Raw genomic sequence first — 16,795 nt, forward strand, 5'->3', positions numbered from 1 at the left:
GCATTGCCATCACTGAACACAAGCCATTCGGGCTCGCCCCTACTCTCGCACCTCAGGCGAGAATGTCAATTGAATACATCCTTAAGTTGATGGATGCTTTCCTCCGGGGGGCATGGCTTTGGACAACATCTCACAGGGCAATACACACCTCAGCGACGCCCAGCGACTCGACTGGCTGCGGCTGATCCGCAGCGACAATGTAGGGCCGCGCACGTTCCGGTCGCTGATCAATCACTTCGGCAGCGCCAGCGTTGCGCTGGAACGATTGCCCGATCTGGCACGCCGCGGCGGCGCGGCCCGCGCCGGCCGGATCTGCAGCGCGGACGAAGCGCAGCGTGAAATCGACCTCGGCCGCAAGATGGGCATCATGCTCGTTGCGCCTGGTGAGCCCGGCTATCTGCTGCGTCTGGCGGGTATCGACGACGCACCGCCTTTGCTCGGCATCCGCGGCAAAGCAGATGCGCTGATGCGGCCGATGATCGCCATCGTCGGTTCTCGCAATGCGTCCGGTGCGGGACTGAAATTCGCGGAGAGACTGGCACGCGACCTCGGCGACGCCGGCTTCGTGATCGTGTCGGGCCTCGCACGCGGTATCGATCAGGCCGCGCATCGCGCCAGTGCGACCAGCGGCACGGTCGCTGTGCTCGCCGGCGGTCATGACAAAATCTATCCGCCGGAACACGAGGACCTGCTGTTCGCCCTGCTGGACAACGGCGGCGCGATTTCGGAGATGCCGCTCGGCCATGTTCCCCGCGCACGCGACTTTCCCCGCCGCAACCGCCTGATCTCCGGGGCAGCCCTCGGCGTCGTGGTCATCGAAGCGGCGCATCGCTCGGGCTCGCTGATCACCGCACGGATGGCCGCCGAACAGGGGCGCGAAGTGTTCGCCGTGCCGGGCTCGCCGCTCGATCCCCGCGCTGCCGGCACCAACGACCTCATCAAGCAAGGCGCCGCGCTGGTGACCGAAGCGACCGACGTGATCAATGCCGTTGCGCCGATCATGGAGCGGCCGATCGAATTGCCGAGCCGTGAACCTGATGACATCTCGTCGTTCGACGAACCGGATCACAGCGACCGCGCGCGCGTCGTCGCTCTGCTCGGCCCGAGCCCGGTCGGCATCGACGATCTCATCCGCCTCGCCGGCACGTCGGCCTCCACGGTGCGTATCGTGCTGCTGGAGCTCGAGCTTGCCGGACGGCTGGAGCGTCATGGCGGAGGCTTGGTGTCGATGATCTGAGGACTCAGTCCTCCGAATTGCGCCCGTCGAAGTCTTTCCGCGCCGTGTCGATGTCGGAGAGATGATCCTTGGCCCATGCGCCAAGCTTCATCACGGGATCGCTCAGCCCGTGGCCGAGATGTGTGAGTTCGTAGTCCACGCGCGGCGGCACCGTCGGAAACACCGTGCGCGTCACCAGCCCGTCGCGTTCGAGCCCGCGTAGTGTCAGGGTCAGCATCCGCTGCGAGATGCCGCCAATCATGCGCTTCAACTCGTTGAAACGCCGCGGGCCATCGCCGAGCAGCATGATCACCAGCACACTCCATTTGTCGCCGACCCGCGCCAGCACCGACGCGACGCCGCGGCAGTCGTTGGCGTTGTGCCCCGGCGGAACGGGCGGCAAAGCAGGCACCTTTTTGTGCTCGGGTTTCAAAATTGTGCCTTCTTGCGCAGTTTCGGACAGTCACTCATGTAGCGTCAGTTACAAACTTATACCATGAGGCGACCATATGAAACTCCTTCATCTCGATTCCAGCGTGCTTGGCCCGAACTCCGTCAGCCGTCAGGTGACGGCGGCCATCGTCAACCGGCTGGGCAAGACCAGCCCCGGCCTGAACATTATCTACCGCGATCTCGCGGCTGCGCCGTTGAGCCATCTGTCCGGTTCCCATCTTGCCGCGGCGCAAGGGGCCCCGGCCGATGCTGCGATCCAGGCTGAGGTTGCCGAGGGCAATGCTGTGCTGGAGGAGTTCCTGGCCGCCGATGTCGTTGTGATCGGCGCACCGATGTACAATTTCTCGATCCCGACCCAGCTCAAATCATGGATCGACCGCATCGCGGTGGCCGGCAAGACCTTCAAATATGGCCCTGACGGCGTCCAGGGCCTGGCCGGTGGCAAGCGGGTGATCATCGCGGTATCGCGTGGCAATTTCTACAGTGCCGGCAAACCCGCCGCCGTCTACGAACACGTCGAAACCTATCTGCGCAGCGTGTTCGGCTTCATCGGCGTGACCGATATCGAAATCATCGCCGCCGACGGCATCGGTGCCGGGCCGGAGCATCGTGAGAAAGCAATCGCCGATGCCCTGCAGGCGGCGACGGATCTACGCGCGGCGTAACAACTGTCATTCCGGGACGCGGCCGCATCTCCGCGCACGCGAACCCCAGCCACTCCAACTGGAGTGGCTGGGAATCCCGAAGTGAGTTTCAACCAATGGAGATCCCGGGCTCCCGCCGTCCGCTTACGCGGACCGCCGGTCCCCGGGATGACGGTGTGCTCTCACTAGCTACGATAGGCCGGTGCGCCAGCGGGCGACGACGTCACGCCACCATCGACGAAAATCTCAGCGCCCTGGATGTTCGATGCATCATCCGACGCGAGAAACAGCACGGTCTTCGCAACTTCTTCCGGCTTGCCGAAACGCCCGAGCGGAATGGTCATCGAGATGCGCTTTTCAAGTGCTGCTCTTGCTTCCGGCGTCGGCGCAGAGCGATCCCAGATCGGTGTCGATGTGCCGCCGGGCGATACGACATTGACGCGGATATTGCGCGGCGACAGCTCGGACGCCATCACGCGGGCCATGGCGCGCACGCCAGCCTTGCTCGCGGCATAGGCGGCGTAGCCGGGATTGCCCAGCACCGAGATCACCGAGCCGTTGAGAATGATCGACGCGCCATCGTTGAGATGTGCAACCGCGGCCTGCACGGTGAAGAACACCGCGGTGATGTTGGTTTTCAGCACGGATTCGAACACATCGAGCGCGGTGCCACCCACCGGCGTGTGCGCGCTGATGCCTGCATTCGCGAACACGATGTCGAGCTTGCCGAACTTCGCCACGGCTTCAGCCACCGCCTTCTCGGTCGCTGCAATATCGGTCGCGTCGGCCACGATGCCGATGGCATTCGCGCCGAGTTCGGCCACCGCGGCATCGAGCTTGGCCTTGTCCCGGCCGGTGATGGCAACCTTGGCGCCTTCTGCCACGAACAGCTTGGCCGTGGTCAATCCGATACCGCTATTGCCGCCCGTGATGAGAGCCGTCTTGTTAGCCAAACGCATGATGATCTCCTGATGATCAAGTGGTTGCTTTTTAAAACCACGTGGACATTTAGAGTGGATGGTTTCATAATGCAACCACACGTCCCCCGATCACTGGATTTCTTTTCCGCCCCGGAAAGTCGCATGGCCAAACGAACCAGTCTGAAAGATTCGACCTGCCCGGTCGCACGATCCATGGAGGTGATCGGCGACTGCTGGACAATGATGATCATCCGCGACGCCATGCTGGGTGCACGGCGCTTCGGCGAGTTCCAGAAAAGCCTGGGCTTGGCGAAGAACATTCTCGCCGCACGCCTGAAGGCGCTGGTCGAGGACGGCATCCTAAAGCTGGAGCCGGCGGCCGACGGCAGCGCCTATCTGGACTATGTGCTGACCCCGAAAGGCGAGGCCGTGCATCCGATCATGGTGGCACTGCGCCAGTGGGGTGAGGAATTCTCCTTCCTGCCCGGCGAGCCCACGACGATCATGGTGGATCGCAAGAACGGCAAGAAGATCAAGAAGTTGGAGCTGCACGCAGCCGACGGCTCGCTGCTCGGCTATGGCGACACCCGGATCGAGCCATCAACGGCTTGACGGCTTGCAAAGGCGCCCCGGCCGCAAAATCTCCTCGGTTTCCAAATGCGCCATGTCGAGCAGGTAAGCGAGCATGTCATGGCGATGGCAACGTGCCATGAGCGACAGGTCGCGAACCGCACCCTTTATATAAAGTGCCGCTTCCTCCGGTCCGCCATCGCCCTGCGCTGGATCATCCGGAAGTGGCGATGTCATGGGTATTCCCCGGCCCGGCATTCCGGGCAAAATCAGCGGCAACGAAGCATCAAATCATACCGTTATTGGTTGCATTTTACAACCCTTGGTAATTGTTTCGGAGCCCACAGCCACGGCCATCAACAACTCACGATTTGACACGGGACCCCTTCGCACCCATGTTCGCCGCGAAACGGCTGGCGCGACTCTCGCAGACCCAAGCCGGATTCCCCCTTTAAGTTATTGGAATCACATGAATCTCGTCATTGTCGAGTCGCCTTCAAAGGCCAAGACGATCAACAAGTATCTGGGCAAGGACTATGAGGTCCTGGCGTCGTTCGGCCATGTCCGCGACCTCCCGGCCAAGAACGGATCGGTCGATCCCGACGCCAATTTCCAGATGATTTGGGAGATCGACCCGAAGGCCAACAGCCGGCTCAACGACATCGCCAAGGCCGTCAAGGGTGCCGACAAGCTCATCCTTGCGACCGACCCTGATCGCGAAGGCGAAGCGATCTCCTGGCACGTGCTCGAAGTCCTCAAGCAGAAGCGCGCGCTGAAAGACCAGAAGATCGAGCGTGTGGTGTTCAACGCGATCACCAAGCAGGCCGTCACCGACGCGATGAAGAATCCGCGCGAGATCGATGGCGCGCTGGTCGATGCCTATATGGCGCGCCGTGCACTCGATTATCTGGTGGGCTTTACGCTTTCTCCCGTGCTGTGGCGCAAGCTGCCCGGTGCCCGCTCCGCGGGCCGCGTGCAGTCGGTCGCGCTGCGTCTGGTCTGCGACCGCGAGCAGGAAATCGAGAAATTCATCCCGCGCGAATACTGGTCGCTGGTGACCACGCTCGCCACGCCGCGTGGCGAGAGTTTCGAAGCCCGCCTCGTCGGCGCCGACGGCAAGAAGATCCAGCGTCTCGATATCGGCACCGGTGCCGAAGCCGAAGACTTCAAGAAGGCGATCGAAGCCGCCAACTTCACGGTCTCCACCGTCGATGCCAAGCCCGCGCGCCGCAATCCGCAGGCGCCGTTCACGACCTCCACGCTGCAGCAGGAAGCCAGCCGCAAGCTCGGTTTTGCGCCGGCGCACACCATGCGCATCGCGCAGCGTCTGTATGAAGGCATCGACATCGGCGGCGAGACCACCGGTCTCATCACCTATATGCGAACCGACGGCGTGCAGATCGACCCCTCCGCCATCACGCAGGCGCGCTCTGTCATCGGCGAAGACTACGGCAAGCAATATGTGCCGGACGCCGCGCGGCAATATACGAGCAAGGCCAAGAACGCGCAGGAAGCGCATGAAGCGATCCGCCCGACCGACATGTCGCGTCGCCCGGCAAGCCTGCGCGGCCGTCTGGATACGGATCAGTCGCGGCTCTATGAGCTGATCTGGATGCGCACCATCGCCAGCCAGATGGAATCCGCCGAGATGGAACGCACCACCGTCGATATCGCCGCCAAGGCGGGATCGCGGATTCTGGAACTGCGCGCCACCGGTCAGGTCGTGAAGTTCGACGGCTTCCTTGCGGTCTATCAGGAAGGCAAGGACGACGACGCCGACGATGAGGATTCACGCCGCCTGCCCGCCATGAGCGAAGGCGAAGCGCTGAAGAAAGAGAACCTCGCCGTCACCCAGCATTTCACCGAACCGCCGCCGCGTTTCTCGGAAGCATCACTGGTGAAGCGCATGGAAGAGCTCGGCATCGGCCGGCCCTCGACCTATGCGTCGATCCTGCAGGTGCTGAAGGATCGTGGCTATGTCCGCCTCGAGAAGAAGCGTCTCTATGGCGAGGACAAGGGCCGCGTCGTCGTCGCCTTCCTCGAAAACTTCTTCGCCAAATATGTCGAGTATGACTTCACGGCGGCGCTGGAAGAAAACCTCGACAGGATTTCCAACAACGAGATTTCCTGGCAGCAGGTGCTGAAGGATTTCTGGACCGACTTCATCGGCGCCGTGAACGAGATCAAGGATCTGCGCGTGGCGCAGGTACTCGACGCGCTCGACGAGATGCTCGGCCCGCACATCTACGCCCCGCGCGAAGACGGCGGCGATCCTCGCCAGTGCCCGACCTGCGGCACCGGCCGTCTCAACCTCAAGGCCGGCAAGTTCGGCGCCTTCGTCGGCTGCACGAACTATCCGGAATGCCGCTACACACGTCCGCTCGCCGCCGATAGCGGCGCCAACGCGGATCGCGTGCTCGGTCCCGATCCCGCGTCGGGTCTCGAAGTCGCCGTCAAAGCCGGACGCTTCGGGCCCTATATCCAGCTCGGCGACGCCAAGGATTACGAGGAAGGCGAGAAGCCGAAGCGTGCAGGCATTCCGAAGAACACATCGCCCAGCGATGTCGAACTCGATATGGCGCTGAAGCTGCTGTCGCTGCCGCGCGAGATCGGCAAACACCCGGAGAGCGGCGAGCCGATCACCGCAGGCCTCGGCCGTTTCGGACCGTTCGTGAAGCATGAGAAGACCTATGCCAGCCTCGAGGCCGGCGATGAGGTGTTCGATATCGGCCTCAACCGCGCCGTCACGCTGATCGCCGAGAAGATCGCCAAGGGCCCGTCAGGCCGTCGCTTCGGCGCCGATCCCGGCAAGCCGCTCGGCGATCATCCGACCCTCGGCGGCGTCGCCGTGAAGGGTGGACGCTACGGCGCCTATGTCACCGCCGGCGGCGTCAATGCGACGATCCCGAGCGACAAGACGCAAGAGACCATCACCCTCGAAGAAGCCGTCGCGCTGATCGACGAGCGCGTGGCCAAGGGCGGCATCAAGCCGAAGCGCGGTGCCAAGAAGGCGCCGGCGAAGAAGGCTGTCGCCAAGAAGGCCGACGCAGCCGAGAAGAAGCCGGCGGCCAAGAAGGCTGTTGCAAAGAAAGCGGCGGCAAAGCCGAAGGCTGAAACGGCCGCGGCAAGCAAGGCACGCGCGCCGGTGAAGGCAAAGACATCGCCTGCGAAGAAGAAGGCCGCGAAAACGGTCGCGAAGAAGAGCGCTGGCTAGAGCCTTTTCGGTTCTGATGATATCAGAACCGAGGCCCTGTCTTTTTGTTTTGACGCGTTTTCTTGGCGCGAACCGGAAACCACTTCGCTTGAAAACGCTATAGAACGGATAATTGTGAGCAAGAAACGCGACAGCAGCTTTCCAACCAGGGATGCCATCGTCGCGTTTATTCGCGCGTATCCCGGCAAGATCGGCACCCGCGAAATCGCGCGTGAATTCGGACTGAAGAACGCCGCCCGCGTCGAACTGAAGCGCATGCTGCGCGAGCTCGCCGACGAAGGCGCCATCGCCAAGAAGGGCCGCAGCGTGCGCGAGCCTGCTGCGATGCCGCCGACGGTGCTGGTCGATATCACCTCCAGGGATGCCGATGGCGAGTTGATCGCCACGCCCGTCGAATGGGATGAGGCAGACGGCGTCGCGCCGAAAATCCGAATTCACACGCCGCGCCGTCCCCTGCCCGGCACCGCGGCCGGCGTCGGCGACCGCGCATTGCTGCGCATCGAGAAGATCGAGAACGAGGGCGAGTTAGCCAGCTATCAGGGCCGCGTCGTGCGTGTGCTCGAAGGTGCCCGCACGCGCCTGCTCGGCATCTATCGCGCGCTGCCCAATGGTGGCGGGCGATTGATCCCGGTCGACAAGAAGCAGGCCGGTCGCGAACTCAACATCGCCGCGTCAGACGCCAACGGCGCCGAGGACGGCGATCTCGTCAGCGTCGATCTCATTCGCACGCGTGGCTATGGCCTCGGCTCCGGCAAGGTGAAGGAACGGCTCGGTTCGCTCTCCTCCGAGAAAGCGGTCAGCCTGATCGCGATCCACTCGCACGATATCCCGCAGGCATTCTCCCGCGACGCGTTGAAGGAAGCCGAAGCGGCGAAGCCTGCGACGCTGCAAGGACGTGAAGACTGGCGCGACATGCCGCTGGTCACCATCGATCCGCCGGACGCCAAGGATCACGACGACGCCGTCTATGCCGAACGCGATTCCGATCCGAACAATGCAGGCGGCTATATCGTCACCGTCGCCATCGCGGATGTTGCCTTCTATGTGCGTCCCGGTTCTGCGCTCGATCGTGACGCACTGCTCCGCGGCAACTCGGTCTACTTCCCCGACCGCGTCGTGCCGATGCTGCCGGAGCGCATTTCCAACGACCTGTGTTCGCTGGTACCGGGCGAACCGCGCGGCGCGCTGGCCGTACGCATGGTAATCGGCGCTGACGGGCGCAAGAAGTCGCACGGCTTTCACCGCATCCTGATGCGTTCGGCGGCGAAGCTGAATTACGCGCAGGCGCAGGCCGCCATCGACGGCCATCCCGACGATACCACCGGCCCGCTGCTCGAACCGATCCTGAAGCCGCTCTATGCGGCCTATACGCAGGTAAAGCTCGCGCGCGACGAACGCGATCCGCTGGACCTCGATATTCCCGAGCGCAAAATCCTGCTCAAGAAGGACGGCACCGTCGATCGTGTCGTCGTGCCCGAGCGTCTCGATGCCCATAAACTCATTGAAGAGTTCATGATCCTGGCCAACGTGGCCGCAGCGGAGATGCTTGAAAAGAAGGGGCTGCCGCTTATCTATCGGGTACATGATGAGCCTTCCGTGGAGAAGGTTCACAACCTGCAGGAATTCCTCAAGACCCTCGACATGTCGTTCGCGAAAGCGGGCGCGCTGCGGCCGGCGGTATTCAATCGCGTGCTGTCACAGGTCAAAGGTCACGATTCCGAGCCGCTGGTGAATGAAGTGGTTTTGCGCTCGCAAGCCCAGGCGGAATATGCGGCCGAGAATTACGGACATTTCGGTCTGAACCTGCGGCGCTACGCGCATTTCACGTCGCCGATCAGGCGATACGCGGATCTGATCGTGCATCGCGCACTGATCCGCGCGCTCGGTCTCGGCGAAGGTGCATTGCCTGACACTGAAACCATGGAAACCCTGAGCGAGGTTTCCGCGCAGATTTCCGCCACCGAGCGCCGGGCCATGAAGGCCGAACGCGAGACGTCCGACCGTCTGATCGCGCATTTCCTGGCCGACAAGATCGGCGCCACGTTCCGGGGCCGGATCTCCGGTGTCACCAGGGCTGGACTCTTTGTCCGATTGACCGAGACCGGCGCCGATGGCCTGATCCCGATCCGCACGTTGGGCACCGAATACTTCAACTATGACGAAGCTCGCCACGCCCTTGTCGGTACACGCAGCGGTGCCATGCACCGGTTGGGCGACGTCGTCGACGTCCGTCTGGTCGAGGCAGCCCCCGTCGCTGGTGCCTTGCGGTTTGAAATGCTCTCCGAGGGCAATACCGCCCCACGGAGCCGCCGACGCGAACATGCCCGCAGCAATGACGCTGCAGACCGGCCGCGTCATCCGGGTGCCAAGCCTTCTGGTACGACGAAGTTCAAATCGTCGAAGAAGCAGAAGGCACCCAAGAAAGCCAAACCCGGGCGCAATGCGCGGCAGGCTGCCAAAGCTGACAAGGCTCGCTCCGGGAACTACCCCGGCAAGCCAACAAAGGGGTAACGCCATGATGACATTGACCACACCGAAGATCTGGAGCGCGACGTTGGATTCCTCCGCCAAGCGCAACGTCTGGACCGCGATGAAGCGCGGCTTCGCCTGCCGTTGCCCGAACTGCGGCGAAGGCAAGATGTTTCGCGCCTTCCTGAAGACCGCAGATCACTGCGACAAGTGTGGCCAGGATTTCACCGCGCATCGCGCCGACGATCTCCCCGCCTATCTCGTGATCGTCATCGTCGGTCATATCGTCGTGCCGATCGCATTGTGGATCGAGACCAACTACTCGCCATCGGTCGCGCTGCAACTTGCGATCTATCTGCCGATCACACTGATCGCGTCGCTGCTGTTGTTGCAGCCGGTCAAGGGCGCCGTGGTCGGATTGCAGTGGGCATTCCGCATGCATGGATTTGGCGACGGCCCGGCCGACTGATACATTCTCCGTCTGCTTGAACAGCACGTAATAAGAAGAATTTCAGGAGACGGAATGAACGAGAAAGTCGAGATCGGCAAGGAAGCCGACCACCATCCCTACAAGCGTCCGCGCGACGCTGCGACCCTGATGCTGGTCGATCGCTCCGGTCCGATCCCGAAAGTGCTTGTCGGCAAGCGCCACGACAAGGTGGTGTTCATGCCCGGCAAGTTCGTCTTCCCCGGCGGCAGTGTCGACAAGACCGACAACAAGATTCCGGTGGCTGCACCTTTGCCGCCGGAGCTTGAAGCCAACCTGATGAAGGGCAGCCCGAAGACCCCGCCGTCGCGCGCGCGTTCGCTCGCTGTCGCCGCGATCCGCGAAGCCTGCGAAGAAACCGGTCTCTGCCTCGGCCGCAAGGTTGACGGCGCGACGAAGAAGCTCCCCGGCCCGTGGGAAGCCTTCAGCGATGCCGGTCTCCTGCCCGATCCCTCCGGCCTGTTTCTGATTGCCCGCGCCATCACACCGCCCGGCCGCATCAAGCGTTTCGATACTCGTTTCTTCACGGCGGATGCCTCTGCCATCGCGCATCGCGTCGAAGGTGTGATTCATGCGGATGCCGAACTGGTGGAACTGGTCTGGGTCGAGCTTGGCTCCGCACATCTTGCCGATGCGCACGCAATGACCAAGAACGTGCTCAATCAATTGCAGCAGCGTCTCGCCACTGGCCCGTTGCGTCACGATGCGCCGCTGCCCTTCTTCCACTGGTACAGCGGCAAGATGCAGCTCGACATGCTGCCGGGAGATGTCTGAGAAGATCAGATAAGCCGATCACGCGTGTTCGGCCTATTTTAGCTGTTTCCTTGGCGGGATAGTTGGTGCAACGCAGTAGCAGCTACCACCTTCTCGCTCATAGGATTCCCAGTTGTGGGACAGATGAATTGGACGCCGGAGGCCGAGCCTTCGACATTTACCCGCACGTCATTGGAGTATCGTCGCAAGGCGTCGGCACTCAGCCAGCGTGCAAGCGTCGAAGCTGACCCGCGGAAAGTTCGCGCATTGCTACAACTTGCCATCTCGTGGATTCAGGTTGCTGAAAACGAAGAACTGATGGCCAGCGAGTATCGCACCAACACACACATGCACAGTTTCTGACGCGGGAAGACGCCGCATGCGCGGCGCCTTCCTGCTGGGCAAAGTCCATCGTCAGATCTGCGCCAGGCCACCATCGACGAACAATTCTGCACCGGCAACGAAGCTGGAGTCGTCCGATGCCAGGAACAGCACCGCCTTGGCAACCTCGTCCGCGGTACCGAGACGGCCGAGCGGCACGATGGTCTTGAGATAGCCCTTCACATCGTCATTGGCGAAGACATCGAGGCCGGGGGTCTGGATCGGTCCGGGGCTGACCACATTGACGCGGATTTTGCGCGCCTTGAGATCCGAGGTCCAGCTGCGCGCAAACGAGCGGATCGCTGCCTTGGTGGCGTTGTAGACGCTGAAGGACTCCATCCCCTTCGATCCCGATACCGACCCGGTGAGAACCACGGAGGCGCCGTCGGACAGCAGTGGCAATGACTGCTGCACCGTGAACAGGACGCCCTTCACATTGATGTCGAACAACTTGTCATAGACGTCTTCGGTGATCTGGCCGAACGGGCTGAATTCATAACCACCGGCATTGGCAAACAGCACGTCGATCTTGCCCTTGGCCGCCTTCACCGTATCGAACAGATGCGCGAGATCGGCGAGCCTGGTCGCGTCCGCCTTCACGCCCACGGCCTTCGGGCCGAGCTGCTTTACGGCGGCGTCGAGTTCGGCCTGGCGGCGACCGGTGATGAAGACATAGGCGCCCTCGTCGACGAAACGCTGGGCGGCGGCCAGGCCGATACCGGCACTGCCACCGGTGACGACTGCGATCTTGCCTTCGAGTTTGCGGGTCATGATGCTCTCCATTTGATTGGGGGGGCGGCGCCATCGCCGTCCGACCCGGAGAACATGCTCCATCCACCTTGGAGTGGTTATGGGCTTGATCGGATATCATTTATCCGTATTTTGAATGAATGATCGATACTGTCGCCCTCTTCCAAGCCTTCATCCGGGTCGTTGAGGCGGGGTCCTTCAGCCGTGTCGCCGCAGAGCAGAATTCCAGCCAGCCGACGGTCAGCCGGCAGATCGCCACGCTGGAAGATCATCTCGGCACCCGCCTGTTCACCCGCACCACCCGCAGACTGACGCTGACCGATGACGGCCGCGGCTTCTACGAGCGCGCCAAACTGGCGCTGGAGGCCGTTGCCGAGGCCGAGGGTGCGGTTGGCCGACGCCGGGCCAGACCATCAGGCACGCTGCAACTGGCCCTCCCCGTGGTGTTCGGACGGCTGCGTGTGATCCCTCACCTGAAGGGCTTTCTGGCACGTTACCCCGACGTCAATGTCGACCTCGTGATGAATGACGGCTTCAGCGACCTCGTCGAGGACGGCATTGATCTGGCGATCCGATCCGGCGTGGTGACCGACCAGAACCTGATCGCCAGAAAGATCAGCGTGACACGCCGTATCCTGGTGGCCTCGCCGTCCTATCTGCGCGGCAGGACAATGCCGGCGCATCCCACCGACCTCGCAGGTCACGACTGCATCCCCTATACGCGCTTCACCGCCGGGGTGACCTGGCGCTTCGAAAGTCCTGAGGGCCCGATCGCCATCGAAGCCACAGGGCCGGTGCGCACGCAGAGTTCTGAGGGCGTTCGCGAAGCCGTGATGTCCGGCCTCGGCATCGGCTTCGTCCCGATCTGGCATTTCACCGATGAGATCGAGACGGGCCGTCTCATCGTGCTGCTTGAAGCGTTCGAACCGAAACCGGTGCCGATCAGCGCGGTCTATCCCTCGCGCCGCTTCGTGCCGCAAAAGACCCGCGCCATGATCGACTATCTGGAAACGCAATTCGCGATGGACCCGACGCTGAATCCGAAGAAGGGATGAGCTCCGTCCTCATGGTGAGGAGGCGCTACTTTAGCGCCGTCTCGAACCATGAGCGCCCGTCTCCATCCTTCGAGACGCGGCGAAGACGCCGCTCCTCAGGATGAGGTTCTGCGGATAATCTCCAAATCGCAATAATCTTCTCGTGAGCAGCATCTACCTGCGCGCGCTGGCGTCCCTATCTGTTCCCGACCAGCATCACGGGGAATTCCAGATGGCGAAGCGTCAATTGAAGCTCGGGGCCTTCATGCGCCCGGTCAGCATCCATACCGGGGCATGGCGCTATCCCGGCGCGGTACCGGACGCGAACTTCAATTTTCCGCTGCTGAAGCAGATGATCCGGAAGCTGGAAGCCGGCAAGTTCGACGCCTTCTTCATGGCCGATCATCTCGCGGTGCTGAACATGCCGGTCGAGGCGTTGAAGCGCAGCCACACGGTGACGTCATTCGAGCCATTCACGCTGCTCTCGGCACTCGCTGCGGTCACCGAGAATATCGGCCTCGTCGCCACCGGCTCCACCACCTTTGACGCGCCCTATCACGTCGCCCGCCGCTTCGCCTCGCTCGATCATATCTCCGGTGGCCGTGCCGGCTGGAATATCGTGACGACCTCGAACCCCGATGCCGCACTCAACTTCGGCATGGACGATCACATGGAGCATGCCGAGCGCTACAAGCGCGCGCGTGAGTTCTATGACGTCGTCACAGGGCTGTGGGATTCCTTCGCCGACGATGCGTTCATCCGCGATGTCGAGAGCGGCATCTTCATGGACCCCGAGAAGATGCATGTGCTCGATCACAAGGGCAAATATCTCTCGGTGCGCGGCCCGCTGAACATCGCCCGCCCCGTGCAGGGCTGGCCCGTCATTGTGCAGGCCGGTGCATCGGAAGACGGCAAGCAACTCGCTGCCGAAACTGCGGAAGCGGTGTTCACCGGAGGCGGCCCCATCGGTGATGCGCAAAAGCTCTATGCCGACATCAAGGGCCGCATGGCCGCGCTCGGCCGCGACCGCGACCACCTCAAGATCCTGCCCGGCGCCTTCGTGGTGGTCGGCGACAGCGTGGAGGAAGCCAAGGAGAAACGCGCGCTGCTCGACAGCAAGGTGCATTACGCCAACGCCATCGCCTCGCTCTCGATCAATCTCGGCACCGACGCGTCCCGCTTCGACCCCGATGGCCCGCTGCCCGAGATACCCGAAACCAATGCCAGCAAGAGCGGCCGGGAACGCGTCATCGCCCTCGCAAAACGCGAGAACCTGACCGTGCGCCAGCTCGCCCAGCGACTCGGCGGCTATGGCGGCTCCGCCTTCGTGGGCACGCCCCAGACCATTGCCGACGAGATGCAGGAATGGCTGGAAACCGAGGCCTCCGACGGTTTCAACATCATGTTCCCGTATCTGCCGGAGGGGCTGAACGACTTTGTCGACCGGGTGATCCCGGAACTGCAGAAGCGCGGAATTTTCCGCACCGAGTATGAGGGCCGGACGCTTAGGGAGAATTTGGGGCTCCCACGGCCTGAAAACCGCTTCTTTCCGGGCTAGGACCCGCAAATCCCCGGATTTACCACCCCGGAAAACCTTGACTTTGGGGCGTTCGGGGCTAGGTTGCGCCCCAACACGGCCAGTGCTCTGGCTGTCACCCGATTCCTGACATTCAGAGGTTCACCATGGCCAAAGCGGTCACCATCAAGATTAAGCTCGTTTCCACCGCGGACACCGGCTTCTACTACACCGCCAAGAAGAACTCGCGCACCATGACCGACAAGATGGTCAAGAAGAAGTATGACCCGGTCGCGCGCAAGCACGTCGAGTTCAAGGAAGCCAAGATCAAGTAAGCGCTGACTGCAGCTGCTGACGGATTTTGAACGGGGTCCTTTCGGGCCCCGTTTTCTTTTAGCCTCTCCCCGCAAAGCGCGGGGCGCGGTTGAGCGAGAAGCTCGGCCCAACCGCTCCAATTCAAAGAATCCGCGCAGCACTGCATTTACCCTGCCACAACTATGGCGGGCATTGATCGGCAATTGAAACGGTAGTCCCGTCATTTCGTGCGACAAGTAGGTATCATTCGACGCAATTGATTTGCATCGGGAGCATCCCTTGTCTTTCCGCGACACCGACTCAACGACGGCTGGCCAACTCTCGTCCGCGGTGTCGCTGGCCGGCGTCTTCGTCCGATACGCCTTCTATTTTTTCGGAATGATTGTCTTCGGGATCATCGCCTTCGTGCTGATCTGGCTCTGGGGCAATCGCGTCCAGGTGATCCAGGACAAGCCAGCTTTCAGGATCACTGACGGCAGCTTCACACGGTTACCCGTCAGCTCCGATATCATCACCAGTGGACTGCTTGGCCGTGTTGAGGTCATGCAATACGGGGCATTTGATTATCGCGGGATCGATCTCACCGTGGCGATCGCGTTCCCGCCCCCGGGCGGCCTCCAGACGCGGCCGACTTTCGACCCGCGCGACACAAAGCTTTTGCGCAACATGCGCTTCCAGACGCTCTCCACGCACTTCGATCTGGAAACGCGCTACGGCCCTGTCCATGCCGTCGAAACGCGCGTCGAGACTGACGGCCGCTGGAAACAGTGCCTTGCCTTCAGCTCGCGCTTCGATACCAGGGCTGTGTTCCTCTCCGGCTGGACCTGCGACGCCACGGGCACCAAGCCGGGCGCGGATGCTCTCGCCTGCGCGCTCGACAAACTCGTGATCGATAAGGAATTGCCCACGAAGGAAGCCGACGCCTATCTGCGCGCGCGCATGACGCGCCCGGCTTACTGCGCGGCCCGTCAGGTCACGCAGACCTTCGATACGGGATCACGCCCAATCTCGCCGCCGTCGCGATGGTCGCAGCCATCGGCACGAACGCGGCTGTGATCGCGGCTTAGGCGGCCGCTGCGACCACGCGATTGCGGCCGTCGTGCTTGGCGCGATACAGCGCCACGTCGGCACGCTTGAGCACGTTGGCGATCGGCTCGCCCTTCTTTTCCAGCGTCGACAACCCGATCGAGATCGTGACCTCGATGCGCTTGTTGCCCTTGTCGATGGAAAACGGCTCGCCGGCGATCGAGCGGCGCAGGCGCTCTGCCACCATGCTGGCGACATGCATGTCGGTCTCGGGCATCACGATGACGAATTCCTCGCCGCCATAGCGACAGGCCAGATCGATGCCGCGGATCGACTTGCGGATGCGCACGGCAAATTCGCGCAACACGTCGTCACCGGCATCGTGGCCATGATTGTCGTTGATCGACTTGAAGAAGTCGATGTCGAGCATCATCAGTGCCAGCGGCTTGCTGCGGCTGGCCGCCTGCTCTGCCAGCGTCTCCAGATGGCTTTCCATATAGCGCCGGTTATGCAGGCCGGTGAGCCCGTCGGTGATCGCAGCCTCGATGGAGTTCTGCACGTTATCGCGCAGATGGTCGGTGTAGCGACGGCGACGCACCTGCGTGCGGGCGCGGGCCAGCAGCTCGTTCTTGTCCACCGGGCGCATGAGGTAATCGTTGACGCCGATTTCGAGGCCACGCAGCAGCCGCGGGTTGTTGTCGGCATCGGCGATGGCGAGAATGGGAATCTGCCGCGTGCGTTCCAGCGAACGCGCCTGGCTGCACAGCCGCAATCCGTCGTAATTCTCGAGGCTCAGCGACACGATCAGGAGATCGTAATTGCCCTCGGCGGCATGAAACAGCGCCTCGGTTGGATTGGGTTCGACATCGACAGTGTGCTCGGTCGACAGGATCGGCGCCAGCCGCTCATAGGATGACGGACGATCGTCGACCAGCAGGATGCGCCCACCCACGCCCGCATCGGCCACGGCGCTGCGCTCGGGCGCCTGCACGCCGATCTCGAGCGAGGTGATGGCGCGCATGCGCAGCTCATCGGTCATCATCTTCA

17 protein-coding genes are annotated in these 16,795 nt (G+C 62.4%); 12 read left to right on the forward strand and 5 right to left on the reverse strand.

Annotated features, from left to right (window positions below; translation table 11 throughout):
• The first annotated feature begins 118 nt into the window (after window positions 1-118).
• Window positions 119-1,237, forward strand: a complete 1,119-nt coding sequence (gene dprA / locus ACEK02_RS17110) for a DNA-processing protein DprA (RefSeq protein ID WP_371422779.1) — start codon at window positions 119-121, stop codon at window positions 1,235-1,237.
• Between the two features lie 4 nt (window positions 1,238-1,241).
• On the opposite strand, the gene ACEK02_RS17115 is transcribed toward dprA, so the two are convergent.
• Window positions 1,242-1,628: a winged helix-turn-helix transcriptional regulator gene (locus tag ACEK02_RS17115; RefSeq protein WP_371422780.1), complete on the reverse strand. Its 387-nt coding sequence runs from the start codon at window positions 1,626-1,628 to the stop codon at window positions 1,242-1,244.
• A 97-nt stretch (window positions 1,629-1,725) separates the two neighbouring features.
• On the opposite strand from ACEK02_RS17115, the gene ACEK02_RS17120 reads away from it, so the two are divergent.
• On the forward strand, window positions 1,726-2,334 hold the full coding sequence (locus ACEK02_RS17120) for an FMN-dependent NADH-azoreductase (protein ID WP_371422781.1): 609 nt from the start codon (window positions 1,726-1,728) through the stop codon (window positions 2,332-2,334).
• 164 nt (window positions 2,335-2,498) lie between these two features.
• Here the strand turns inward: ACEK02_RS17120 and ACEK02_RS17125 are convergent, their stop codons facing one another.
• Window positions 2,499-3,272, reverse strand: coding sequence for an SDR family oxidoreductase (locus ACEK02_RS17125; protein WP_371422782.1), 774 nt, complete (start codon window positions 3,270-3,272; stop codon window positions 2,499-2,501).
• Window positions 3,273-3,395: 123 nt separating this feature from the next.
• Between ACEK02_RS17125 and ACEK02_RS17130 the strand changes: the two genes are divergently transcribed.
• The gene (locus ACEK02_RS17130) at window positions 3,396-3,845 is read left to right on the forward strand and encodes a winged helix-turn-helix transcriptional regulator (protein WP_371422796.1); all 450 of its coding nucleotides are present in this window, start codon (window positions 3,396-3,398) and stop codon (window positions 3,843-3,845) included.
• Here ACEK02_RS17130 and ACEK02_RS17135 read toward each other — a convergent pair.
• Window positions 3,834-4,082 (reverse strand): hypothetical protein, encoded by a 249-nt coding sequence (locus tag ACEK02_RS17135; RefSeq protein ID WP_371422783.1) that lies wholly within the window; start codon window positions 4,080-4,082, stop codon window positions 3,834-3,836. The genes ACEK02_RS17130 and ACEK02_RS17135 overlap by 12 nt on opposite strands.
• 190 nt (window positions 4,083-4,272) lie before the next feature.
• Between ACEK02_RS17135 and topA the strand changes: the two genes are divergently transcribed.
• The 5 genes from topA (at window position 4,273) to ACEK02_RS17160 (ending at window position 11,089) form a co-directional block, all read left to right on the forward strand.
• The gene (topA, locus tag ACEK02_RS17140; protein ID WP_371422784.1) at window positions 4,273-7,017 is read left to right on the forward strand and encodes a type I DNA topoisomerase; all 2,745 of its coding nucleotides are present in this window, start codon (window positions 4,273-4,275) and stop codon (window positions 7,015-7,017) included.
• A 114-nt stretch (window positions 7,018-7,131) separates the two neighbouring features.
• The gene (gene rnr, locus ACEK02_RS17145; RefSeq protein ID WP_371422785.1) at window positions 7,132-9,528 is read left to right on the forward strand and encodes a ribonuclease R; all 2,397 of its coding nucleotides are present in this window, start codon (window positions 7,132-7,134) and stop codon (window positions 9,526-9,528) included.
• Between the two features lie 4 nt (window positions 9,529-9,532).
• A complete protein-coding gene (locus ACEK02_RS17150) occupies window positions 9,533-9,955 on the forward strand; it encodes a DUF983 domain-containing protein (RefSeq protein WP_371422786.1) in 423 nt (140 codons plus the stop codon).
• A gap of 54 nt (window positions 9,956-10,009) precedes the next feature.
• Window positions 10,010-10,747 (forward strand): NUDIX hydrolase, encoded by a 738-nt coding sequence (locus tag ACEK02_RS17155; protein WP_371422787.1) that lies wholly within the window; start codon window positions 10,010-10,012, stop codon window positions 10,745-10,747.
• 114 nt (window positions 10,748-10,861) lie between these two features.
• Window positions 10,862-11,089, forward strand: a complete 228-nt coding sequence (locus ACEK02_RS17160) for a hypothetical protein (protein WP_371422788.1) — start codon at window positions 10,862-10,864, stop codon at window positions 11,087-11,089.
• A gap of 51 nt (window positions 11,090-11,140) precedes the next feature.
• Here ACEK02_RS17160 and ACEK02_RS17165 read toward each other — a convergent pair whose 3' ends face one another.
• Window positions 11,141-11,878, reverse strand: a complete 738-nt coding sequence (locus ACEK02_RS17165) for an SDR family oxidoreductase (protein ID WP_371422789.1) — start codon at window positions 11,876-11,878, stop codon at window positions 11,141-11,143.
• 119 nt (window positions 11,879-11,997) lie between these two features.
• Here ACEK02_RS17165 and ACEK02_RS17170 point away from each other — a divergent pair, with 119 nt between their 5' ends.
• From ACEK02_RS17170 to ACEK02_RS17185, 4 genes are all read left to right on the forward strand, one after another.
• Window positions 11,998-12,912: a LysR substrate-binding domain-containing protein gene (locus ACEK02_RS17170; protein WP_371422790.1), complete on the forward strand. Its 915-nt coding sequence runs from the start codon at window positions 11,998-12,000 to the stop codon at window positions 12,910-12,912.
• Window positions 12,913-13,123: 211 nt separating this feature from the next.
• On the forward strand, window positions 13,124-14,449 hold the full coding sequence (locus tag ACEK02_RS17175; protein ID WP_371422797.1) for an LLM class flavin-dependent oxidoreductase: 1,326 nt from the start codon (window positions 13,124-13,126) through the stop codon (window positions 14,447-14,449).
• Between the two features lie 125 nt (window positions 14,450-14,574).
• Complete coding sequence (gene rpmG, locus ACEK02_RS17180) at window positions 14,575-14,742, forward strand: 50S ribosomal protein L33 (RefSeq protein ID WP_211908954.1); 168 nt, start codon at window positions 14,575-14,577, stop codon at window positions 14,740-14,742.
• Window positions 14,743-15,001: 259 nt separating this feature from the next.
• Window positions 15,002-15,778: a hypothetical protein gene (locus ACEK02_RS17185; protein WP_371422791.1), complete on the forward strand. Its 777-nt coding sequence runs from the start codon at window positions 15,002-15,004 to the stop codon at window positions 15,776-15,778.
• A 7-nt stretch (window positions 15,779-15,785) separates the two neighbouring features.
• Here the strand turns inward: ACEK02_RS17185 and ACEK02_RS17190 are convergent.
• On the reverse strand, window positions 15,786-16,795 hold a 1,010-nt coding region (locus tag ACEK02_RS17190; RefSeq protein WP_371422792.1), incomplete at its 5' end, for a PleD family two-component system response regulator.

The organism is Tardiphaga sp., assembly GCF_041424195.1.
Taxonomy (GTDB): domain Bacteria; phylum Pseudomonadota; class Alphaproteobacteria; order Rhizobiales; family Xanthobacteraceae; genus Tardiphaga.